This window comes from Bradyrhizobium sp. th-b2 (assembly GCF_000426785.1).
Classification (GTDB): Bacteria; Pseudomonadota; Alphaproteobacteria; order Rhizobiales; family Xanthobacteraceae; genus Bradyrhizobium; species Bradyrhizobium septentrionale.
This window is the reverse complement of the sequence record NZ_AUGA01000020.1, coordinates 26,254-47,973: the sequence shown is the minus strand read 5'-3', so window position 1 is coordinate 47,973 and position 21,720 is coordinate 26,254. Positions and strand designations below refer to the sequence as shown.

Here is a 21,720-nt window from a genome sequence, read left to right as displayed (position 1 = left end):
ATAACCCGCCGCGCTTTGCCGAGAAGCGGTGGATTACGCTTCGCTAATCCACCCTACGCTTTTTCGAACTTCCCCTCCCGCAAAAACGCAACCGTCTGCGCGATCGCGTCCGCGTTGCGCACCAGCCAGGGATGCGAGGTGCGGATCACGATGTGATCGGCCATGCCGTCGAGCCGGGTGTTGGCGACCGACACCCGTCCGTCATGCGGTCGCGGCAGGCCGATGGATGTGATCGGATAGACCGAGCGGTTGCCGGCGATGATGCCGGTCGGGTAATCGATCGCCGGCAGCAGCGCACTGGTCGCGGCATCGCGGCGGGTGACGAGCTGCTGGCCGGCCGGACCGAAGAAGGCGCGATAGGCGGCGAGGTTTTTCAGGCGGTCGGCGATCTCGCTGCCGCCGTTCGGCGTGCCCAGCATCACGACGCGGCCGAGCCGGGCCGGGCGATGTTGTGCCAGATAGACGCGAGCCAGGAGCCCGCCCATCGAATGGCAGACGAAATGCACGGCGCCATCGAGGCTGTGCGCGAACCGGTCGAGCGCAGGATGGATGTCTTCGGCCAGCGCATCGAGCGGCTTACGCCGACTGTCATAGTCGAGATTGAGGGTAGCAAAGCCGGCATCATCAAGCGCCAGCTCCATCCGGCGAAACGAGCGCGCCGTCCTGCCGATGCCATGCAGCAGGACGACGCCGTCGGATGGAGACGCCGCGGGACGCCGTTCGCTCACTTATAGTCGCGCTCTTGCCACCATGGGAAATAGTCGGGCATATCAGACGACACCTTGTTCTTGAACTGCGCGGGGCGCTTTTCCAGGAACGACACCACGCCTTCCTTGACGTCGTCGGAGCGGCCGCGGGCATAGATGCCGCGGCTGTCGACCTTGTGCGCCTCCATCGGATCGTCGGCGCCCATCATCCGCCACATCATCTGGCGGATCAGCGCCACCGACACCGGCGCGGTCTTGGCCGCGAACTCCATGGCGAGCGCGCGCGCGGTCGGCAGCAGGTCGTCCGGCGGTACCACCTTGCTGACGAGGCGGCCGGCGAGCGCTTCCTGCGCCGGGAAGACGCGGCCGGAATAGCACCACTCCAGCGCCTGCGAGATGCCGACGATGCGCGGCAGGAACCAGCTCGAAGCGGCCTCCGGCACGATGCCGCGCTGGGAGAACACGAAGCCGAAGCGCGCCGCGTCCGACGCAATGCGGATATCCATCGCAAGCTGCATGGTGACGCCGATGCCGACCGCCGGACCGTTCACCGCGGCGATCACCGGCTTCAGGCACTTGAAGATGCGCAGCGTCACCTGGCCGCCGCCGTCACGCACCTGCGGATCACTGTAGTCGACGCTGCCGTCGGCATGCCGCTTGACCGGGCCGCGCCGCGCATCGCGGTCGAAGGTGTTGGCGCCGGACGACAGATCGGCGCCGGCGCAGAAGCCGCGGCCGGCACCGGTGACGATGATGGCCCTGACGTCGTCGTCCTTGTCGGCTTTGTCGAACGCGTCGATCAGCTCCTGCTGCATTGTGGCGTTGAAGGCGTTGAGCTTGTCGGGCCGGTTCAGCGTGATGGTCAGGATTTGCTCGGCGACCTCGTACTTGATCGTCTCATACGCCATGGGGATGATTTCCTCTCGGTTTTCTTGAATGGGCGGCGCTACGCGCGTCTCCATCCAGTTAACCCGGCAATCATCCCTTGTGAAGAAGTCGGATGCGCGGCGTGCCCCGTGCCGCGCATCGCGACTTGCGTTGAGGCGCTACTTCTTCGGCGGCGTCGGCCACGGCTTCTGCGGGCCGCGCAGGCCTTCGAAAGCCTTGCCCATGCCAAGCACGCCGATGTCGTCGAAGCGGCGGCCGATGATCTGGACGCCGATCGGAAAGCCCTTCTTGTCGTAGCCGGCGTTGATCGACAGCGCCGGGTTCTCAGACATATTCCACGGCACGGTAAAGCAGATGTGCTCGAACGGCTTTGCGGGGTCGTTGAGTGGGGCTGCGAACTCCGCCGGGAAGTTCACCGCCGGCGACACCGGCGAGATCACATAGTCGAACTCGCAGAACAGTTTTGCGGCGGCCGCGCGGATCGCCATCGTCATGTTGAAGCCGCGCATCACATCGACGCCGGAGAGCTTTGCGCCGGCCTCGGCCCAGTTGAGGATATAGGGCAGGGTCTTGCCGCGGTCGGCCTGCGACAATTTCGACAGCTCGTCCCAGGTCCGCGCCCGCCAGAAATTGTCGAGTCCCTCGAGCATCTCGGGGGTCAGGATGCCGTCGATCTCGGTGATGACGGCGCCGGCGGATTCGAACGCCTTCGCTGCCTTGACGACGATTTCGCGAACCTCCTTCTCGACCTTCTGGCCGGATCCGGCGTCGAGCATCAGCCCAATGCGCAGCTTGCGCGGCGACTTCTCGATCGCCTTCCAGTTCACCTCGAGCGCCGGCAGGCTCATGCCGTCGCGGCGGTCGGGGCGCGACAGCACGCTCATCATCAGCGCGGCGTCGTCGACGGTGCGGGTCATCGGACCGGCAACGCGGCCGACATAGGGCGGATCGATCGGCACGCGGCCGAGGCTCGGCTTCAGGGCGACGAGGCCGCACCAGGAGGCCGGCAGCCGCACCGAGCCGCCGATATCGGTGCCGAGATGCAAGGGACCATAGCCGGCGGCACCGGCGGCGCCCGCGCCGGCGCTCGAGCCGCCCGGGTTCTTGCTGACATCCCAGGGATTGCGGGTGAGGGGATGAAACGACGACAGTCCCGACGACAGCATGCCGTAATCCGGCATCGTGGTCTTGGAGAAGATCACGCAGCCGGCCTCGCGCAGCCGCGCGGCAGGCGGCGCATCCTTTTCCGCCGGCGCGAGCTTGACGCTCGCGGCACCCAGCGGCACCGGCTGGCCCTTGGTCGCGACGTTGTCCTTGATGGTGACGGGCACGCCATCGAGCGTGCCGACCGGCTCGCCTTGCTGCCAGCGCTCGGTCGCGGTCTTGGCGACCTTCCGCGCCCCGTCAGGGTCGTACAGATACAGCGCCTTGATGTGCGGCTCCCAGGTCGCGACCTGGGAGATGATTTCCTCGAGCACCTCGGAGGGCGAGAACTGCTTGGCACGGTAGCCGGCGAGCAGGTCGACGGCCGTGAGATCGTGCAGCGATGTGATGGCGTCCGGTTTCGGCTTATGCATGGGCACCTGCCGGCATGCGTTTCTCGATGATGCGGGCAAACATGCTGGCGCCGATCGGCAGGATCTTGTCGTCGAGAACGTAACCGGGATTGTGCACTGGCACTGAACCGTCATGGCCGATCCAGAAATACGCGCCGGGAATGGCCTGCATCATCTCGGCGAAATCCTCGCTGCCCATCTTGGGCGTCGAGCGGGTCAGCACCTTGGCCGGATCGACGACGGTGCGCGCGACTTCCTCGACCACGCGGGACTGTTCTTCCTGGTTCACCAGCACGCTGAACGTGTCGCGGATATCGGCCTCGATCTCGACGTCATAGGCCGCGGCCATGCCGGCGCAGATCGCGCGCATGCGCTTGCGGATCAGGGCACGGGTGTCGTCGTCGAAGGCGCGCACGGTGCCGCACAGCCAGGCTTCGCCCGGAATGACGTTGTAGGCGGAGCCGGAGTGAATCTGGGTGATCGAGACCACCGCCGGCTGCAGCGGATCGACATTGCGGCTGACGATCGACTGGATCGCCTGTCCGAGCGTCATCGCGATCACGACCGCATCCTTGGAGCGCTCCGGCATCGCGCCATGGGCGCCGTAGCCGTGGATTTTGATGTCGAAGAAGTCGGCGCCGGCCATCGCCGGTCCCGGCAGGATCGCGATCTCGCCATGGTTCAGGTCGGGCGCGTTGTGCAGGCCGTAGACCTCGTCGCAGGGGAACTGCTTGAACAGGCCGTCCTTGATCATGGCGCGGGCGCCGCCGAGGCCTTCCTCGGCCGGCTGGAAGATGAAATGCACGGTGCCGTCGAAATTGCGGGTCTCGGCGAGATAGCGCGCCGAGCCGAGCAGCATCGTGGTGTGGCCGTCATGGCCGCAGCCGTGGAAGCGGCCGGGAATGGTCGAACGCCACTTCAGATTGGTGTTCTCCTCCATCGGCAGCGCGTCCATGTCGGCGCGCAGGCCGATCTTTTTGGTGCCGCTGCCCTTGCCCTTGAGCACGCCGACCACGCCGGTGCCGCCGAGGCCGCGATGCACCTCGATGCCCCAGCTCGTCAGCTTGTCGGCGACGATGCCGGAGGTGCGAACCTCTTCGAAGCCGATCTCGGGATGCGCATGCAGATCCCGTCTGATGGCAGTGAGTTCGTCGGCAAAACTGTCGATGCGCTCAATGGTCGGCATGGTTTCTATCCGTTTGTACGTGATGGGGAGGTGGGTGCGAAAGTCGGGCCGTTGGGCTTGATACGGATACCGGGACGCAAATGTTTCCACGGCAGGGTGGCGGTATCGGCCGGCATCGCGCCCGGCGCGGCGCAGATCAGCAGCTTTTCGGCGATCGGCTCGAAATCGGCGCGGAAATGTACCGAGCTCTTGTTCACCAGGATCTTCTGCGCCGTCGGCTCGATGCCGACATAGCGATACATCGACTGGTCGGCAAGCTGGGCCTTGTAGGAGCCGACCACGACGCGGACGTCGCCGATGCGCAGGCAGGCGGAAGGACCCATATCCATGTCGCGGCCGCCGAAATAGGGGCCCGGTGCGACGAACTTGCCGTCCGACAGCTTTTCGACGACGAAAGTCTCGCGGTATGGCGCGTCACCGGGAATGCCGGACTTGCCGCCGAGTTCGAGCGTGACCGTCGCGCCGATCCCGGCGGTGTGCGCGGCTTTCGCCGATTGCGGATCGTAGATCACACCGGTCGCGGCACTTGCCTTGTTGCGCACCAGCGCGCGCAGCATGCCGGTCGTGTCAGAATCGCCGCCGGCGCCGGGATTGTCCTGGGTGTCGGCGATGATGATCGGCTTGCTCGCCGATTTCGCCAGCTCCATCGCAAGCTGGACGCCTTCGTCGGGCGAATAGATCCGGCCGTCGAAATCGTCTTCGTGGCTTTCGACCAGGGCGACAATCTTGTCTGCGGCGGCATCCGCATCGGCCTGGGTCCGGCCATAGGCGAACACGCTCGGCCCGCAATCCCTGAAATCGGCCGCCGGGAAGCCCGGCGCAAACGACAGCGTCGGCACCGCGTCGCTCTCGAGCGCGGCGAGCTTTTGATAGATGCCCTTGGTCGGCTGGTCGTTGGTGCATTGCCAGCTGATCGGAATCAGGAACGGCAATTGCCGGAACGCCTTTGCGAAGCGTTGTTTTGTTTTCAGCAGCAGCGCCAGATGCCTGGCGCAGGCGCGGCCGGTGTCGGCCATATCGACATGCGGGTAGGTGCGGTAGGCGATCAGCGCATCGGCATGCTCGATCATCTTGGGCGAGACGTTCGCATGCAGATCGAGGCTTACGACCAGGCGGAGGTCGTTACCGATCACCTTGCGCACGCGGGCGAGGACCTCGCCTTCACCGTCGTCATAGTGCTCGGCGACCATGGCGCCGTGCAGGTCGAGATAGACCGCATCGATCGGCCCGGCCGCGGCAATGCCGTCGACCATTTCGGTCACGATCCGCTGATACGCATCCTTGCTCACATGCGCCGACGGGCTTGCCGCCGCGAAAATCGTCGGCACCAGCTCCCAGCCATTGGCTTCCGCCGCCTCGACAAAACCGGCGAGGCCGACATTGATCTTGCGCATGACTTTGAGCACATCGGCCCCATGCGTCATCGACGGCCAGCCGCCGCCGTGCACGAAGTCGTCATAGGTTGCCTTCGTCGGTGCGAAGGTGTTGGTCTCGTGCAGGAAGCCGCCAACGGCAATGCGGGTCATCAAGTTGGTCTCGATACGTTTCTTCGATCATGATGCGAATGGAACGGCCCGCGCCACGATCTCGTCTCGTTGGTTGGAGCGCGATCTTTCGGAGAAACCGGTGTCCACCTTCCGGCTCACCCTCTAGGGCGCGACGTTAAGCGTGTCGTCGCGCCCAGCGCAAGCCGGGGAGCACTACCGGATTTGCATGCCCTATGGGCGTAAAGGCCCAAGGCCAGGTCATAAAGCCATGTCAGCAAGGCTAGGTCGTAAGGCTGCTGCTGCTAAAGACTTAGGCCGTCGCTACAATGCCTTCCGAAACCGGGCGGAAGTTCGCAAAATCCCAGCCGCGGCCGGGTGCGGCATCGAGTAGCGCGCGGGTATAGGCCTGCTGCGGATTGGTCAGCACCTCGGCCGCCGGTCCCTGTTCCACGACGCGGCCGCGCTGCATCACGGCGACGTCGTCGCAGATTTGTGCGGCGACGCGCAGATCATGCGTGATGAACAACAGTGCGATGCCCAGACGCTGCTGGATTTCGTCAAGCAGGTTCAGAACCTGCGCCTGCACCGAGACGTCGAGCGCGGACACGGCTTCATCCGCCACCAGAACGTCGGGGTCGAGCGCCAGTGCGCGCGCGATCGCGATGCGCTGGCGCTGGCCGCCGGAGAACTGGTGCGGGTAGCGCGCGATCGCGTCGGGCGGCAAATGGACCAGCTCGAGCAGTTCGCGGGCCCGCGCCAGCGCGTCCTTGCGCGGCATGCCGTAATTGATCGGGCCCTCCGCGATGCTTTCGCCGACGGTGACGCGCGGATTGAGCGAGCGGTAGGGGTCCTGGAAGATGATCTGGATCTTCTGGCGATGCGGCTGCAACAGTCGCCGCGACAGATCTGAGATCTCGCGGCCGGCGAGGCGCACGCCGCCCGAGGTCGGATCGATCAGGCGGACGATGCAGCGCGCGACCGTCGATTTGCCGGAGCCGCTTTCGCCGACGATGCCAAGGGTGCGGCCCTTGCGCAGAGTGAGCGTGACGTTGCTGGCGGCCGCGACTTCACGGGCTTTGCCGTACAGCGACCGCTCCCGGTAGACCTTGCAGAGCTCGTTGGCCTCCAGCACCACCGGCTCCTGCGTCTCCGCGCGTGGCGGGCGCGGCACCAGGCTCGGCACCGAGGACAGCAGATTGCGGGTGTACTCCATCTTCGGATTGCGCAGCACGTCCTGCAGCGGGCCGGTCTCGACCAGCCGGCCGTGCCGCATCACCGAGACGCGGTCGGCGATCTCGGCCACGACGCCCATGTCGTGGGTGATGAACAGCACCGCGGTGCCGTGATCGCGTTGCAGGTCGCGGATCAGGGTGAGGATCTGCTTCTGCGTGGTGACGTCGAGCGCGGTGGTCGGCTCGTCCGCGATCAGGAGCTTCGGTTCCAGCACCAGCGCCATCGCGATCATGATGCGCTGGCGCTGTCCGCCCGACAGGCGGTGTGGGTAGGAGGAGAAGATGCGCTCCACATCCGGCAGCCGCACATGCTCCATCATCGCCAGGATCTTCTGGCGCCGCGCGCGGGCGTCGAGATCGGTATGGGCGCGCAGCACCTCGTCGATCTGGCGGCCGACCGGCACCACCGGGTTGAGCGCAGTCATCGGCTCCTGGAAGATCATCGCCATCCGCGTGGCGCGGAGCTGGCGCAGCCGCCGGTCGCTGGCGGTGAGCAGCTCCTCGCCGACCAGTTTGACGCTGCCGCCCGAGGGCACCAGCGTGCCCTTCTGCAGCAGGCCCATCACGGTGAGCGAGGTCACCGATTTGCCGGAGCCGCTTTCGCCGACCAGGCAGAGCGTCTCGCCTTCGCGCACCTGCAGCGAGAGGTCGTCGATGATGCGGTGCGCATCCTGCTTGCGGCCGAGGCCGACGACGAGATTGTTGATGTCGAGGACGACGTTGGTCGAGCTGGTTGCGGTCACTTGCCCTCACGCTGCTTCATACGGGGATCGAGCGCGTCGCGCGCGGCGTCGCCGATCAGATTGATGCTGAGAATGGCGATCGAGAGCAGGAGCCCCGGCCAGAAGATCAGCGAGGGCTTGACCTGAAAATAGGCGCGGCCCTCGGCCATGATGTTGCCCCAGGTCGGTGTTTCCGGCGAGATGCCGGCGCCGAGGAACGACAGGATCGCCTCGGTCAGGATCGCGGATGCGCAGACATAGGTGCCTTGCACGATCAGGGGCGCGATCGTGTTCGGCATCAAATGCCGCCACATGATCTTGGGCAGGCTGGAGCCGAGCGAGATCGCGGCCTCGACATAGGGCTCCTCGCGTGCGGTCAGCACCACCGCGCGCACCAGCCGCGCCACGCGCGGGATCTCGGGGATGGTGATCGCGATCATCACGGTCCAGATGCTGGCGCCCGACAGCGACACCACGGCGATCGCGAGCAGGATAGCGGGGATCGCCATCAAGCCGTCCATCACACGCATCATCACCGCATCGACCCAGCGGAAGAAGCCGGCGACGAGGCCGATCAGCAGCCCGATAGCAATTGAGCAGACGGCGGCACCGAGCCCGATCACCAGCGAGATCCGCGCGCCGTAGATGACGCGCGACAACAGGTCGCGTCCATAGGCGTCGGTGCCGAGCAGGTACTGCGCGCTCGACGGCTTCAGCCGCTGCGACGGCGTCAGCAGCAGCGGATCGTGCGGCGCGAGCAGCGGCGCGAAGATCGCCATCAGGATGATGAGGGCGAGACAGATCGTCGCAACCGCGATGATCGGCGTCGAGGTGAGGAAGCCGAGCTTGACGCGGAACGGCCGGGTGACGGGGATAGAGGATTCGGGAAGGGTTTCGATCGCCATTGCTCAGTACCGGATACGAGGATCGAGCAGGGTGTAGGCGAGGTCGATCAACAGATTGACCGCGACATAGATACCCGACGTAAGAAGGATCATGGCCTGGATCACCGGATAGTCGCGCGCCAGCACCGCATCGACGGTGAGGCGGCCGATGCCGGGCAGGTTGAACACGCTCTCGGTGACAACGACGCCGGAGATCAGGAGCGCGAAGCCGGAACCGATCACGGTGATGACCGGCACCGCGGCGTTGCGCAGCGCATGGCGCAGCAGCACGCCGGTCTCGCCGATGCCCTTGGCGCGCGCGGTGCGCACGTAATCCTCACCCAGCACATCGAGCATCGAGGCCCGTGTCATGCGCGCGATCAGCGCGACATAGATGAAGGAGAGCGTGCAAGTCGGCAGGATGATGCGCTCGAAGAATGGACCGAAGCCGGCCGAGATGCTCTTGAAGCCCTGCACCGGCACCCAGCGCAGATCGATCGCAAAGATCTGGATCAGCACATAGCCGATCACGAACACCGGCACCGAGAAGCCGAGCACCGAGAGCCCCATCACGAAGCGATCGATCCATGTGCCGTGCTTCCACGCCGCGATCACGCCGAGCGGCACCGCCACCAGGATCGAGAGGATGATGGTGGCGAGCGCGACCGAGATCGACGGTTCGAGGCGCGGGCCGATCATCTCGAGGATCGGCTTGTTCGAGATCAAGGAGACGCCGAGGTCGCCATGCAGCAGTCTGGCGACCCAGGTGTAGAACTGTATGTAGATCGGCTCGTTGAGACCAAGCGAGGTCCTGATGCGTTCGAGCTGCTCCGGCGTCGCATTGTCGCCGGCGAGAATGGCGGCGGGGTCGCCCGGCGTCAGCCGCAGCAACAGGAACACGAACAGAGCCACCACGCCCATCACGGGAACGGCAGCGAGGATGCGGCGGATGAGATAGCCGATCATCGTTGCTATCTCCCGTCGTCAGGCGGTGCGAAGCGAAGGCTGGGCCGCATCATACTCATGGTGTCCCCGTGATGTGTCTCATGCGCTTCTGCGTCTTCTCTCAAAGCTAGCGCGAAAGTGATGAATTTGCAGGCAAATACTGTGCCAATGGCGACGCTATATCAAGGCGCGGTTCAGGCCGTTGGAAGCCTCCCTTGGTCTGAAGCTGCTCCATCCGAAGCTGCTATTTCGAATTGCACATTTCGTCATGCGCCACCGACCTGAAACGACAAGTCCATTCACGCTCTCATCACGCCGCACCAGTTAGCGACGAACAATGCGATGCTCTGCGTTGTCTTGCGAAGGCTGTCGAGCTCGACGCGCTCGTTGAACGCATGTGGGCCGATACCGTAAGGACCATAGCAAAGGGCAGGGATGCCGTAGTCGACGCAATAGTAGCGGGTGTCGTTGACGGCGGTAGACAGGCGCTCCTGCATTGAAGCCTGGAACACGGAGTGATGGGCGGCCGACAGAGCTGCTTCCGCTTCGCTGCCAGGCTCGCACACCGCTGGGTCTGCCTGAAAACCACTCCACACAAGCTCAGCCGGATTGTCGGACAGGAAGTCGTCGGCCTTGTGCGCATCGGCCAGGCATTCCTCGATGCCACGCATCGCCTCTCGCGGTGTCTCGCCCGGCAGCAGACCGAGCCGGCAATCCAGCTCGCACCAGGCCGCGGTCGAACTGGCCCAGTCGCCGCCTTTGATGATCCCGACGTTGAACTTGATCGGATTCTTGACGCTGCGGAACCAGCTGTTGTCGAGCGCCCGGGCATTGAGCGTTTTGGTGTAATCCTGGAACGCGCGCACCAGATGCATCGCCGACAGGATGGCGCTGGTACCGGCCTCGGAATAGGCGACATGCACCGGCGTGCCGCGGACGCGCAGGCGAAACCAGATGGCGCCGACCTGGGCGCGCGTGAGCGTGTGTCCGGTTGGTTCGGGAATGAGACAGGCGTCGGCGCGATAGCCGCGCATCAGAGTGGACAATGCGCCGTTGCCGGTGCTCTCTTCCTCGGCCACGGTCTGCAGATGGATGCGCCCGCCCGGGGCATATCCGGCGTCGCGGATCGCATCGAGCGCGAAGATCATTGCCGAGACACCGGCCTTCATGTCTTGCGCACCACGCCCGAACATCCAGCCGTCGCGCACGGCGGCTGCGAACGGCGGCTGATCCCAAAGGTCAGCGGGCCCCTCCGGCACCACGTCGATATGACCTTGCAGGATCAGGCTGCGCCCGCTGCCTTTGCTGTTCTTCGTCGCAACAACCTGCTGCGATCCGGCAAGATCGATGCCGTCCATTGGCGCAGCCTTCGGATGGCTCATCAGGTTGACGTCCGCAAGGCTGAACACATCGACGTCGTAGCGGCGTTTTGCGAACTGCTCGGCCAGCCAAACTTGTTGCGGCGCTTCCTGTCCGCGCAAGCTGCGGAACTGCACCATGCGTGACAGGAACGCGATCTGATCGTCGAAGTTTCGGTCGACGGCCGCGCACAGCTCTGCGGCAATCTGATCCGGCTTGGTCAACGTCTCAATTGTCATGTCGCGCCTTTCGTGGAGCCCTGTGCAGAAGGCTGAGCTTTGACTGTTTTGGAAAGACGGCACGGAGTCGGCGCAATGTCATGCGTGCCCGCCACCCCAATGCGCATTGTCCCCTCCCGCGATGAAGCGCTTTTTCCCATTGTGACGCTAGTTCCTATCACGCGGCGTTTCTCAGCGAATTCCGACTTGGCCATAGGCAAATACGCTCATATTCTTCCTCTTCGGCCGGACAATTAGGGGAAATCTGCGTGAGTGGTCTCGGTCGTATCGACCTGCGACGGCACCATTGAAGGCGTGTCGAGGTCGCTGCAATCATCGATCGCCCCTGCGACCATCTGCGCCGTCGCGGCAGACAGCGTCCAGCCGAGATGACCGTGGCCCGTATTGTAGAACACGCCCGGAATCCGTCCGGCGCGAACCACCGGCATCATGTTCGGCATCATCGGTCGCAGGCCCGCCCATGGCACGATCGTCGACGTGTCGATCCCTGGGAAATGATGTCGCACCCAGTCCACCAGCGGCTGGATCCGGTCGGCGCGAATGTCGCGGTTGAAGCCGTTGAACTCAGCGGTGCCGGCGACGCGGAAGCGGTCGGCGCCGAGCCGGCTGGTGACGATTTTCGCAGCTTCATCGAGCAGGCTGACGGTCGGCGCAGCGTCCCGGCTCTGCGGCGCATCGAGTTGCACGGTGATCGAATAGCCCTTCACCGGATAGACATTGACGCGGTCGTTGAGCATGCCAGCGAAGTAGCGGCTCGCCACCCCGGCGCAGATGACTACACCGTCCGCCTGCAACTCATGCCGCGTCGCGACGTCAGCGTCGTGCGAAGCGGCTTCGTTCCAGCTGATGCGGAAGCCGTCATCGCCGCGCGCGATCGCATCGACATCGGCTTCGTGGATGAAGGCCGCGCCGCGGCGGATGCAGGCGTCGGCGAGCCCGCGGGTGAACTTGTGGATATCGCCGGTTGCATCCGACGGTGTGAAGAAGCCGCCATAGCAGGCCGTCTGCAGCGCGGGCTCGATGGCGCGGATTTCGTCCGCCGTTACCGGCCGGCGGTCGAGCCCGCCTTGCTGCAGCAGCGTGTTGACCCGCAGGCCCGCTTCGAAGCCGGCCTTGTCGTGATAGACGTGCAGGATGCCGCGGCGTTCGAGATCGAAGGCGATGTTCTCGCGCTGTGCGATCGAGAACAGATGTTTGCGCGCCTCGATGGCGAGCCGCGTGGTCTCGATGGTGTTGCTGAGATAGCGGCCGATGTGGCCGACGAACTCGCCGATCCAGGAATATTTGTGCCAGCTCGGCTTCGGATTCATCAGCAGCGGCGCGTCGCTCCTGAGCATCCAGCGCAAACCCTTGAGGATGGTCGCGGCGCTGTTCCAGACTTCGGCGTTGCTGGCGGAAAGCTGTCCGCCATTGGCGAACGAGGTTTCCATCGCGGCGTAGCGATGCCTGTCGAGGACAGTCACCCGGTAGCCGCGTTCGAGCAGGGCATAGGCCGTCGTCACGCCGGTGATGCCGGCGCCAATGATCGCAATGTGAGGCATGGTGGTCTTCAGGCTCCCGTGGGTTAGGTTCGCCGAACCACCGGTGAAACCGGCGTCGGCGCCCCATCTGTCACGGTACCTGAGAGCTTGATCCGCATCGGGCCGAGGCCCAATAGCGAACTATCCCCTTCGGTGGACGTCATGGCCCTTGATGTGTGGCCATGTTCGTCTCTCTCCAGATCGTCCTGACGATACAGTCCTTTTGCCTGAGAGTTTCCGGGGCGGTTGCTCCGTCGGCGCCGAAGCCAACAACACGCATGTTGTCGCTCCGATCTCTCCCGCATCGTCGTGTTGGACGGCCGGACCGTAGGCGAAGCCTGAAAATTGGACAAGGCTAAATTTCGATCCGGCAGTGCCAACGTGTTGTGCAGTGCAAATCGACGTCAGTCCAGCGTCGCCAGCAGCGCCGCCATCAGGCGGCCGCGCTCGGCGAGGCTGTCGACCTCGATATGTTCGTTGAGCGTATGCGCATCGGCGCCGCGAACGCCGAGGCCGTCGAGCGTGGGGATGCCCATCGCGCCGGTAAAGTTGCCGTCCGATCCGCCGCCGGCGCTGCCGTGCGGCAGATCGAGGCCCATCGCCGCCGCGAGGCTCTTTGCCTTTTCATAGAGCACCATGGTGCCGGCATCCGGCTCCCACACCGGGCGGGTGACGCCGCGCGTCACCTTGAAGGTCACGTCGTTGGCGGTGCCCGACAGCGCCAGCATGCGCTCGACGCCGCGGTCGAGATCGGCCTGGCGCTTGGCCATGCTGAGCGCTTCGCCGGTGCAGGTCGTCGCGACGCAATTGACCCATTGGCCGCCATGCACGATGCCGACCGAGAACGTGCAGTCCTCGGTGGTCATGCCGTCGATGGCGATGATCTGCCGCGCCATCTCGCGGATCGCGGAGCGGCCGGACGACAGCGTCGCGCCGGCATGGCTCGGCTTGCCTGTTGCTTCCAGATTGAAGCGCGCGATCGCGTAGCGACCGGTGACGACGCCGTTGTTCGGCCGGCCTGGCTCCGGCACCAGCACATATTTGTTGCGTGCGGCTTCCGCCTCGATGATGTCGCGCGTCGACGGCGTGCCGACCTCTTCATCGGGGGTGAACAGCACCGTGATCGGCAGCGGCGTCGTGAATGCGGCGCGCGCCAATTGTCTGATCGCCTCGACCGACAGATAGTTGCCGCCCTTCATGTCGAAGATGCCGGGCCCGAAGCACTTGTTGCCTTCGCGCCGCCACTTCAGCTTCTCGATGGTGCCAACCGGGTGCACGGTGTCCAGGTGACCGGCGATCAGGATGCCGGGCTGGCCTTGCTTGGGATGAGGAAAACGGGCGCGGACGCAGCCGGCAAAGCCCTGGCGTCCGGCGATGCGTTCGATCGTCGCACCCATGATCGCCATCTCGCGCGCGGCAAGGTCGAGCATGCGTTCGACCGCCGCCGAATCCCAGGTCGGGCTCTCGCATTCCACCCAGCTACGTAGCCCTTGCAGCATCGCTTCGGAATCAAAGGGAAGATTGGCTGGGTTCATCGTTTTTCTCTCTTGTTGTTTTGATCGCGCCGGCATCGCGCGCGCGTTACGAAAATCTCAGCCGACGAATTTGTAAAGCCAAAATCTGGCGCGCGGCCTCATTCGTTTGTGTACGTCCGATCCCGCCCGAAACCGATTGACGCGCATTGCGCTTGGTGCAAGTCTCGATTTCACAAGCCGTACAGCATGTTAGTTCGCCTAAATAACGAACCGCATGCATAACGAATAAGCCGGCTTTGACCAGTTTCACGTCAGGAGAAATTGCATGTTCCCTATCTCGCGTTGGAAGCACCGCACGCTTGCGGCTGCGTTGACGGCGCTTGCACTGTCGTTCGCGCCGCAGGAATTGTCTTTGGCACCGCAGGCGATGGCTGCGGGCAAGACCATCACCGCGGTGATGCACTCGGATCTGCGCGTCATCGATCCGATCATGACCACCGCCTACATCACCCGCGATCATGGCTACATGATCTATGACACGTTGCTGGCGACGGATTCCAACTTCAAGATCCAGCCGCAGATGGCGGACTGGAAGGTGTCCGACGACAAGTTGACCTATACGTTCACGCTGCGCGACGGCCTGAAGTGGCACGACGGCGCGCCGGTCACCGCGGAAGACTGCGTCGCCTCGCTGCAGCGCTGGGGCAAGGTCGACGGCATGGGCCAGAAGCTGATGGACTTCGTCGCGAGCCTGGAGGCGACCGACGCCAAGACCATCACGTTGAAGCTGAAGGAGCCCTACGGCCTCGTGCTCGAATCGATCGGCAAGCCGTCGTCGCGCGTGCCGTTCATGATGCCGAAGCGTCTCGCCGAGACGCCGCCGGACAAGCCGATCCCGGAACAGATCGGCTCCGGGCCGTTCAAGTTCGTGCAGGCGGAATTCCAGCCGGGCGTGAAGGCGGTCTACGAGAAGAACAAGGACTACGTGCCGCGCAAGGAGCCGGCGAGCTGGACCGCGGGCGGCAAGGTCGTCAAGGTCGACCGCGTCGAGTGGATCACGATGGCTGATGCGCAGACCGCGGTGAACGCGCTGCAGTCCGGCGACATCGATTTCATGGAACAGCTTCCGTTTGACATGCTGCCGGTGCTCGAAGCCAATCCGGATCTCAAGATCGACGTGCTGAACAAGTTCGGCTTCCAGACCCTTGGTCGCATGAACTTCCTCTATCCGCCGTTCGACAATCCGAAGGTGCGCCGCGCCGCATTCCTGGCGATGAACCAGAAGGACGTGCTCGACGCGCTGGTCGGCAATGCCAAGTACCAGAAGATTTGCGGCGCCTTCTTCGTCTGCGGCACGCCGCTGGAGACCGACGTCGGTGCCGAGACCTTAGTGAAGGGCAGCGGCATGGCGGAGGCCAAGAAGGCGCTTGCCGCGTCCGGCTATGACGGCACGCCCGTCGTGATCATGGGGCCGGGCGATGTCACCACGCTGAAGGCCCAGCCGATCGTCGTGGCGCAGCAGTTGCGCGATGCCGGCTTCAAGGTGGATTTCCAGGCCACCGACTGGCAGACCGTCGTGACCCGCCGCGCCAGCCAGAAGTCGCCGAAGGAAGGCGGCTGGAATATGTTCTTCACCAACTGGGTCGCAGCTGACGTCGCCGATCCGATCGTCAACGCGTCGATCACCGGCCGTGGCAAGAACGGCGGCTGGTTCGGGTGGGCCGAGGACCCGAAGATCGAGGAGCTGCGCGACAAGTTCGCGCGCGCCGGCTCGGCCGAGGAAAAGAAGAAGATCGCCGCTGACATCCAGACCGAGGCCTACGATCAGGTGATCTACATCCCGCTCGGCCAGTACACGGTTCCGAGCGCCTGGCGGAAGTCGTTGACCGGCGTGCTCGACGGTCCGGCGACACCGATCTTCTGGAATATCGACAAGTCCGAGTAAGCTTGCGATTTTGCTCACGACGAATGGCCGGGCGTTGTCCCGGCCATTTTTCGTTTCGAACTGTCGCTTCTAAAGCTTCGGTTCTGATTGAATCAGAACCGAAGCTCTAGTTTCTTGTTTGACGCGTTTTCTTCACGCGAACCGGTGCCCACTTCGCTCGAAAACGCTCTAATGTCAGTGACCCGATTTCGCGGCGTTCGCGCTCGACAGGCTGGAGAGCTGTGTCGGCCCGACGGCCGCGCCGTTAATCCAGACGGCCGTTCCCGCGGCGAGTGCCAGCAGTCCGTACAGCATGATCGCGCCACGAATCCATCGCCGGTAGATCACGCGCTCGTCGGGCGTCGCGTCCCGGAATTTCTGGGCATTGAGCCCGTTGCTGCAATGGGCCGCGTCGTCGCCATGCTCGAGAATGGAGGCGCTTTGTTCGCACGCCCTGTCGCCAGCAATCCGATTGCAGTTTGCAATCTCCATCACCGATCTCCGACCATTGATTTCGAAATGCGACGGCCGCGAAATGTGCGGCCGGAATTTTCCAATGCGCGAAGATTACGAGACGCGGCGATCCCGGCTTGTGAACCGTGCCACAGCCCGGAAACACGATCAGGTGATGCGAGCGTCGTGATACCGCGCGTGCCCGCCGAGGCCGTGGGCGCGCGTGGCATGCCAACGCGTTTGGCGATGTCTTAAGGTTCCCGTCAGAATCGCGTCGTAATCTGGCCGCCAGCTTGTGTACCGACCGCGACGGGTTCATGGCCGACGACAAAAGCAGGCCCGCACCAGCCAGCGGGCAACAGCCAATGCCGACCGACGAGCGGCGTGCCGGCTCCCGTCGCCGCGTCCTCAAATCGGGGGCGATCGAGTTCGGCAATGAAGCGATACCCTGCACGGTCCGAAATCTTTCTCCGCAGGGGGCCTGCATCGAAGTCAATTCGCCGCTGTGGTTTCCCGACCGCTTCGTGCTCGCCGTCGACGGCCAGCGGCACACCTGCCGGGTGATCTGGAAGAAGGAGCGGCGGATCGGTCTGGGGTTTGACTGACGAACGGCTTGGCCGAGCCGTAGCTCGCGGCAGCCGCATCGCCTTCGCCTGGCCGGCCGTGGCGCCAACGCTACTCATTTCGCGAGCGAGAGGCCTGGTGCGGGCGGTGGGAGTCGAACCCACACGACGTTGCCATCGAGGGATTTTAAGTCCCTTGCGTCTACCAGTTCCGCCACGTCCGCATTGCGCCAGGCGCGCCGATTTCTAGCGCGTTTGGGCGCGAAGTGGAATTGTCATTATCCGCTGCTAACAGGTGCGGTTTCAAAGACTTAAACAGTGGCCTGCAATTCCATTTGCTTCGGCCGCCTCGCATTGGGATAAGCGGCGCGCCGCCGCGATTGAGCCTCAATCCGGACACCGGCGGCTGCTTTAGGCAATCTCAACACTGTCTGATTAAGAAAGCCGAATGCCTGTTCGTTTCCCACGCCGCTCAAAGCTGTCGCGCGCGGCGGCCGTCATTGTGCTGCTCGCCTCGGCCGCGGGCGTTTCCGGCTGCGCGCAGATCGGCGATACCATGTCGCCGGCGTTCGCCGATCCCGCCAAATACGACCTCTATGATTGCAAGCAACTCGAGACCGAGCGCAAGAACCTCGCGACCAGCGCTGCGGATCAGGAAAAGCTGATGGCCAAGGCGGAGACCGGCGTCGGTGGTACCGTGATCTCCGAGATGGTCTATCGCAACGAACTGATCTCGATTCGCGCCCGGCAGAAACTTGCGGATCAGGCCTGGCGCAGCAACAAGTGCCACGAGAGCCCGCCGGACGAGACCGCTGCGGCCGCAGCGCCCGCCGCGCCGGCGCCTGCCGCGAAGGGGGCACGCGTCCCGCGGGGCGTCGTCCACTAAACTCAGCGCTTTCGAGCGAAGCCGATCGCTGTTCGCGTGCGCTCAGCTGATGGCTCAGACGCGCCAGTCGTAGATCCAGTCCTGCCGCGCCAGCATGCGCTGCGGACCGATGGCGCGGATCGCGAGATCGCGCGCGATCGCGAGCGGCCCGCGCAAGTGATAGATGCGGCCCTGCTGCCGGGCCAGGCGCTGGACCTTCAGTATGCGCCTGCGCCGCATCTCGGCGTAGCGCTTCAGCGCGGCGGGAATGGCTGAGGTGTTTTCCCCGGTGCAGTCGCCGAGCGCCTTGGCGAGCACGGCGGCATCCTCGATTGCCATGCCGGCGCCCTGCGCGGCGAACGGCAACATCGCATGCGCGGCATCGCCGAGCAGCGTCACCGCGCCTTCGCTCCAGCGGCCGATGTCGGGCAGGGTGAACAGCGCCCATTTGCGCCAGCTGTCGACGGCGCCGATCAGCATCCGCGCGGTTGCGGGCCAGCGCGCCGTGGCGAACGCGCCCTTGATCTCGTTGATGTCGCCGGGTGCGCTCCAGCCCGGCCGGTTCCAGGTGCCTGCGACGATCGCGACCACGTTGATCTGGCGCCCACCCGAGATCGGATAGGCCACAAGATGGGCGTCCGGCCCCATCCAGAGCTGGACGCGCGGTGCGGTGTATTCACACGGCAGGGCGGTTGCGTCCAGCGTGCCGCGCCAGGCGATCAGGCCGGAGAATTTCGGCTGTACATCCGGAAACAAATGCCCGCGCACGGCGGACCAGATGCCGTCGGCGCCGATCAGCGCGACGGCCAATTCCTCCCGCCGTGCGTTGCCGCGGCGCTGCACCACCGTCAGCCCTTTGGCGTGCTTTGTCACATCCTCGAACTGGCAGCCGAGCCGCAGGTCGATATCGGGGTGGTCGTTGACCGCGGCCTGCAGTGCGGCCTGCAGGTCGGCGCGGTGGATCACCCAATAGGGTGCGCCGGCGCGGAACTCGGCCGCTTGACCAAGCGGCATCCGCGCGATCTCGCCGCCGGCCCGCGCGCTCAGGATGTTGACGGATTCAGGCGTAACCGCCCGCCGCGCAAGCGGTTCCTTGAGCCCGAGCCCGACCAGGATGCGGCTGGCATTGGGAGAGAGCTGGATGCCGGCGCCGGCTTCCTCGAGCCGCTCGGCCTTCTCCAGCACGACGACGCGAAAGCCTTGTGCCGCCAGTGTCAGCGACGCCGTCAGTCCTCCGATCCCGGCGCCTGCAACGATGACGGTTCGCGTCAGGGCCACGGAGCGGTCAGGCGACCTTGTCTTTCAGCACGCATTCCGGCGGCCGCGCCTCGCCGGCAGCCAGGTCGGGCGCGAAGCGATAGAGCGTCGAGCAGTACGGGCAGATGATCTCGCTGTCGTTACCGAGGTCGAGGAACACGTGCGGGTGATCGAACGGCGGGTTGGCGCCCACGCACATGAACTCCTGCGATCCGATTTCGATCACCGAGACACCGGCATCGTTATGGAAGTGCGGGACGACGTGGTCGGACATATTCTCACCTTGGTGGCAACGATGGGCAGACGCAATCGACAGCATGCGGCATCGCGAAATGCCGCGCACCATACTGGCGGGAACAGTTGATTCCTAGAGCCCCGACGGCTCATTTGCTCATGCAAATTCGACACAATCTTGTCGTCCCAGAGAAGCCCTTCTTTGGTCGGAGCCGTTGTGTCGCAAAAACGGCACACTATTTCCAAGGCGAATTAAACTTGAGGTTTCAAGCGGAATGAACGGGGTTCGCCTCAGTCTTGCGGTGGCCGGCCTGGCAGCGAGCGCTGCCATCGGCGCGGTCATTTGGCCGCATGCCCATGACGCCGGCACGATCCTCGCCGCGCGGGACAATCCCGCCGAGCTCGCCGACCTCAGGATCAATTCCGTGCTGCGCAACAACCCGGCGTTGATTTCGGACAATATCGAGGCGGCACTGGCCGCGGGGGATGCCGACCTTGCGACGAGCTTTGTCGCGCTCGCCGCCGAGAAGGACATCGCGCTCAGCGACGAGCTCACACGGCGGGTCGACGAGGCGCGCGCCGAGCAGTCGTCCACCACGCATTTCGCCAAGGGGTTCGCCACCGGCCTCGTGACCGGCAACGCCGACGATGTCGCAAGCCTGTCCGGCACGGTCGCGGGCGACCTGTTCGTGTTCGGCGATGTCAGGGACGTCGTGCGCGAGGGCAAGCATCTCGTGATGGGTGAGGACACCGACCAGCTGGTGCTTGGGCTTGCGGCCGCCGGGCTCGCCGTGACGGCGGCGACCTATGTGTCGGTCGGCGGCGCCGGGCCGCTGCGCGCCGGGCTGACGCTGGTCAAGGATACGCGCAAGGCGGGACGGCTGAGCGAAGGGCTGATCGAATCGGCCGGGCGTTCGACCCGCGAGGTCGTTGACCAGCCGGCGCTGCGCGAGGCGGTCGCCTCCGGCTCGGTGCTTCGCCCGGCAGAGACCGCAACCGCGATCCGCGCGGCGTTCCGCGCCGAGAAGGCCGGGGCGCTGGTGCGCGTCGCCAAGGACGTCGGACGCGTCGGCGAGGCCGCCGGGATTCGTGCCGCACGGGACACGCTGAAGGTCGCGGAGAACCCGCAGGAGATCGCGCGCGCGGCCCGCATCGCGGAGGCAAAGGGCGGCCAAACCCGCGCGATCCTGAAGCTGCTCGGCCGCGGCGCGCTGCTGCTTGCGGCCGGCACGTTCAATCTCACCATGTGGCTGTTCGGCGCGCTGCTCGCGCTGTTCGGCTTCCTGTCCTCGATCAAGGCGACCACCGAACGGGCTACCGGGTGGTGGCTCAGGCGGAGCAAGGCGCGTCGCCTGCAGCGGCAGATGTCCGCTCAGGTTGCGCTGGCGGGTTCTGCCGCCCAGGGCTAAGCTCGCGGTCGGCTTTTCGATCGCCAAACTCAATCCCAAAAAACAACGGAATGGATGATGCCGAGTTTCCATCACGGCGACGTTGAAATTGCCTATATCGACGAAGGCGAGGGCGAGCCGATCGTGCTCGTGCACGGCTTTGCCTCGAGCAAGAACGTCAACTGGATCTATCCGACCTGGGTGTCGGATCTCGTCAAGGCTGGCCGGCGCGTCATCGCGCTCGACAATCGCGGCCACGGCGAATCCGCCAAGCTCTACGATGCCGCGCAGTACGAGATCGCGATCATGGCGAGCGACGTGATCGCGCTGATGGATCATCTCGGGATCGCGCGCGCCGACATCATGGGCTATTCGCTGGGCTCGCGGATGACAGCGATCCTGGCGCTTGAGAATTCCGATCGGGTGCGCTCGGCGATCCTGGGGGGCATCGGCATCGGGCTGATCGAGGGCGGCGGCCCCGGCGAGACCGTAGCCCTCGCGCTGGAGGCACCGTCGCTCGACGATGTCACCGATCCGGTCGGCCGCACCTTCCGCGCCTTTGCCGACCAGACCCGCTCCGACCGCCGCGCACTCGCCGCCTGCCTGCGCGGCTCGCGCCGGCTGATGACGCGCGAGGAGGCGGCCGGCATCCGCGTGCCGGTTCTGATCGCAGTCGGCAGCAAGGACGAGATCGCCGGCTCAGCGGCGGCGCTCGGCAGGATCATTCCGGGTTCGGAGGTGCTCGACATCCCGAACCGCGATCATATGCGGGCGGTCGGCGACAAGGTCTACAAGACCGGCGTCATCGACTTCCTGTCGCGGCGAAAATAGCTCGT

The 21,720-nt window shown here is 64.8% G+C and carries 19 protein-coding genes, 1 tRNA gene and 2 riboswitches; of the genes, 5 read left to right on the top strand and 15 right to left on the bottom strand.

Annotated elements, in window-relative coordinates:
• Positions 1-53: 53 nt before the first annotated feature.
• The 11 genes from K359_RS0123605 to K359_RS0123555 form a co-directional block, all read right to left on the bottom strand.
• The gene (locus K359_RS0123605; RefSeq protein ID WP_029081547.1) at positions 54-728 is read right to left on the bottom strand and encodes a triacylglycerol lipase; all 675 of its coding nucleotides are present in this window, start codon (positions 726-728) and stop codon (positions 54-56) included.
• Complete coding sequence (locus K359_RS0123600) at positions 725-1,615, bottom strand: crotonase/enoyl-CoA hydratase family protein (RefSeq protein WP_029081546.1); 891 nt, start codon at positions 1,613-1,615, stop codon at positions 725-727. The genes K359_RS0123605 and K359_RS0123600 overlap by 4 nt, the downstream gene beginning before the upstream one ends.
• A gap of 138 nt (positions 1,616-1,753) precedes the next feature.
• Positions 1,754-3,172: an amidase gene (locus K359_RS0123595; RefSeq protein ID WP_029081545.1), complete on the bottom strand. Its 1,419-nt coding sequence runs from the start codon at positions 3,170-3,172 to the stop codon at positions 1,754-1,756.
• The gene (locus tag K359_RS0123590) at positions 3,165-4,337 is read right to left on the bottom strand and encodes a M20 aminoacylase family protein (protein ID WP_029081544.1); all 1,173 of its coding nucleotides are present in this window, start codon (positions 4,335-4,337) and stop codon (positions 3,165-3,167) included. The genes K359_RS0123595 and K359_RS0123590 overlap by 8 nt, the downstream gene beginning before the upstream one ends.
• Positions 4,338-4,342: 5 nt before the next feature.
• Positions 4,343-5,863: a M81 family metallopeptidase gene (locus K359_RS0123585; protein ID WP_029081543.1), complete on the bottom strand. Its 1,521-nt coding sequence runs from the start codon at positions 5,861-5,863 to the stop codon at positions 4,343-4,345.
• A 271-nt stretch (positions 5,864-6,134) separates the two neighbouring features.
• Positions 6,135-7,799, bottom strand: coding sequence for an ABC transporter ATP-binding protein (locus K359_RS0123580; protein WP_029081542.1), 1,665 nt, complete (start codon positions 7,797-7,799; stop codon positions 6,135-6,137).
• Complete coding sequence (locus tag K359_RS0123575) at positions 7,796-8,683, bottom strand: ABC transporter permease (protein WP_029081541.1); 888 nt, start codon at positions 8,681-8,683, stop codon at positions 7,796-7,798. The genes K359_RS0123580 and K359_RS0123575 overlap by 4 nt, the downstream gene beginning before the upstream one ends.
• 3 nt (positions 8,684-8,686) lie before the next feature.
• Entirely contained in the window at positions 8,687-9,628 is a 942-nt protein-coding gene (locus K359_RS0123570) for an ABC transporter permease (protein ID WP_029081540.1), read from the bottom strand.
• Between the two features lie 278 nt (positions 9,629-9,906).
• A complete protein-coding gene (locus tag K359_RS0123565; protein ID WP_029081539.1) occupies positions 9,907-11,205 on the bottom strand; it encodes an ArgE/DapE family deacylase in 1,299 nt (432 codons plus the stop codon).
• Positions 11,206-11,438: 233 nt separating this feature from the next.
• Entirely contained in the window at positions 11,439-12,746 is a 1,308-nt protein-coding gene (locus K359_RS52770; protein WP_051346325.1) for a D-amino acid dehydrogenase, read from the bottom strand.
• A gap of 65 nt (positions 12,747-12,811) precedes the next feature.
• A riboswitch (glycine riboswitch) is annotated at positions 12,812-12,927 on the bottom strand.
• A 3-nt stretch (positions 12,928-12,930) separates the two neighbouring features.
• Positions 12,931-13,037, bottom strand: a riboswitch (glycine riboswitch).
• 92 nt (positions 13,038-13,129) lie between these two features.
• Positions 13,130-14,260 carry a M20/M25/M40 family metallo-hydrolase gene (locus K359_RS0123555; RefSeq protein ID WP_029081538.1) on the bottom strand — a complete coding sequence of 377 codons (1,131 nt, stop codon included), beginning with the start codon at positions 14,258-14,260 and terminating at the stop codon, positions 13,130-13,132.
• A 265-nt stretch (positions 14,261-14,525) separates the two neighbouring features.
• Here K359_RS0123555 and K359_RS0123550 point away from each other — a divergent pair, with 265 nt between their 5' ends.
• Positions 14,526-16,145, top strand: coding sequence for an ABC transporter substrate-binding protein (locus K359_RS0123550; protein WP_029081537.1), 1,620 nt, complete (start codon positions 14,526-14,528; stop codon positions 16,143-16,145).
• 174 nt (positions 16,146-16,319) lie between these two features.
• Here K359_RS0123550 and K359_RS0123545 read toward each other — a convergent pair whose 3' ends face one another.
• A complete protein-coding gene (locus K359_RS0123545; protein ID WP_029081536.1) occupies positions 16,320-16,616 on the bottom strand; it encodes a hypothetical protein in 297 nt (98 codons plus the stop codon).
• 278 nt (positions 16,617-16,894) lie between these two features.
• Between K359_RS0123545 and K359_RS0123540 the strand changes: the two genes are divergently transcribed.
• The gene (locus K359_RS0123540; RefSeq protein ID WP_245284703.1) at positions 16,895-17,182 is read left to right on the top strand and encodes a PilZ domain-containing protein; all 288 of its coding nucleotides are present in this window, start codon (positions 16,895-16,897) and stop codon (positions 17,180-17,182) included.
• A 95-nt stretch (positions 17,183-17,277) separates the two neighbouring features.
• Here K359_RS0123540 and K359_RS0123535 read toward each other — a convergent pair.
• Positions 17,278-17,364, bottom strand: a tRNA-Leu gene (locus K359_RS0123535).
• A gap of 224 nt (positions 17,365-17,588) precedes the next feature.
• On the opposite strand from K359_RS0123535, the gene K359_RS0123530 reads away from it, so the two are divergent.
• Positions 17,589-18,026, top strand: a complete 438-nt coding sequence (locus K359_RS0123530; RefSeq protein ID WP_029081534.1) for a hypothetical protein — start codon at positions 17,589-17,591, stop codon at positions 18,024-18,026.
• Positions 18,027-18,080: 54 nt separating this feature from the next.
• On the opposite strand, the gene K359_RS0123525 is transcribed toward K359_RS0123530, so the two are convergent.
• Both K359_RS0123525 and K359_RS0123520 read right to left on the bottom strand, forming a co-directional pair.
• Positions 18,081-19,283 carry an FAD-dependent monooxygenase gene (locus K359_RS0123525; RefSeq protein WP_029081533.1) on the bottom strand — a complete coding sequence of 401 codons (1,203 nt, stop codon included), beginning with the start codon at positions 19,281-19,283 and terminating at the stop codon, positions 18,081-18,083.
• 7 nt (positions 19,284-19,290) lie between these two features.
• Positions 19,291-19,536, bottom strand: a complete 246-nt coding sequence (locus K359_RS0123520; RefSeq protein WP_029081532.1) for a zinc-finger domain-containing protein — start codon at positions 19,534-19,536, stop codon at positions 19,291-19,293.
• Positions 19,537-19,771: 235 nt separating this feature from the next.
• Here K359_RS0123520 and K359_RS0123515 point away from each other — a divergent pair, with 235 nt between their 5' ends.
• Complete coding sequence (locus tag K359_RS0123515) at positions 19,772-20,905, top strand: hypothetical protein (RefSeq protein ID WP_029081531.1); 1,134 nt, start codon at positions 19,772-19,774, stop codon at positions 20,903-20,905.
• Between the two features lie 57 nt (positions 20,906-20,962).
• Positions 20,963-21,715, top strand: coding sequence for an alpha/beta fold hydrolase (locus K359_RS59005; protein ID WP_084518491.1), 753 nt, complete (start codon positions 20,963-20,965; stop codon positions 21,713-21,715).
• Positions 21,716-21,720: the final 5 nt, after the last annotated feature.

What these genes read in the sequence shown, in the direction of transcription:
- K359_RS0123600 (WP_029081546.1), bottom strand. Translation starts at nt 1,615, where the DNA reads ATGGCGTATGAGACGATCAAGTACGAGGTCGCCGAGCAAATCCTGACC.
- K359_RS0123595 (WP_029081545.1), bottom strand. Translation starts at nt 3,172, where the DNA reads ATGCATAAGCCGAAACCGGACGCCATCACATCGCTGCACGATCTCACG.
- K359_RS0123590 (WP_029081544.1), bottom strand. Translation starts at nt 4,337, where the DNA reads ATGCCGACCATTGAGCGCATCGACAGTTTTGCCGACGAACTCACTGCC.
- K359_RS0123585 (WP_029081543.1), bottom strand. Translation starts at nt 5,863, where the DNA reads ATGACCCGCATTGCCGTTGGCGGCTTCCTGCACGAGACCAACACCTTC.
- K359_RS0123575 (WP_029081541.1), bottom strand. Translation starts at nt 8,683, where the DNA reads ATGGCGATCGAAACCCTTCCCGAATCCTCTATCCCCGTCACCCGGCCG.
- K359_RS0123570 (WP_029081540.1), bottom strand. Translation starts at nt 9,628, where the DNA reads ATGATCGGCTATCTCATCCGCCGCATCCTCGCTGCCGTTCCCGTGATG.
- K359_RS0123565 (WP_029081539.1), bottom strand. Translation starts at nt 11,205, where the DNA reads ATGACAATTGAGACGTTGACCAAGCCGGATCAGATTGCCGCAGAGCTG.
- K359_RS52770 (WP_051346325.1), bottom strand. Translation starts at nt 12,746, where the DNA reads ATGCCTCACATTGCGATCATTGGCGCCGGCATCACCGGCGTGACGACG.
- K359_RS0123555 (WP_029081538.1), bottom strand. Translation starts at nt 14,260, where the DNA reads ATGAACCCAGCCAATCTTCCCTTTGATTCCGAAGCGATGCTGCAAGGG.
- K359_RS0123550 (WP_029081537.1), top strand. Translation starts at nt 14,526, where the DNA reads ATGTTCCCTATCTCGCGTTGGAAGCACCGCACGCTTGCGGCTGCGTTG.
- K359_RS0123545 (WP_029081536.1), bottom strand. Translation starts at nt 16,616, where the DNA reads ATGGAGATTGCAAACTGCAATCGGATTGCTGGCGACAGGGCGTGCGAA.
- K359_RS0123540 (WP_245284703.1), top strand. Translation starts at nt 16,895, where the DNA reads ATGGCCGACGACAAAAGCAGGCCCGCACCAGCCAGCGGGCAACAGCCA.
- K359_RS0123530 (WP_029081534.1), top strand. Translation starts at nt 17,589, where the DNA reads ATGCCTGTTCGTTTCCCACGCCGCTCAAAGCTGTCGCGCGCGGCGGCC.
- K359_RS0123520 (WP_029081532.1), bottom strand. Translation starts at nt 19,536, where the DNA reads ATGTCCGACCACGTCGTCCCGCACTTCCATAACGATGCCGGTGTCTCG.
- K359_RS0123515 (WP_029081531.1), top strand. Translation starts at nt 19,772, where the DNA reads ATGAACGGGGTTCGCCTCAGTCTTGCGGTGGCCGGCCTGGCAGCGAGC.
- K359_RS59005 (WP_084518491.1), top strand. Translation starts at nt 20,963, where the DNA reads ATGCCGAGTTTCCATCACGGCGACGTTGAAATTGCCTATATCGACGAA.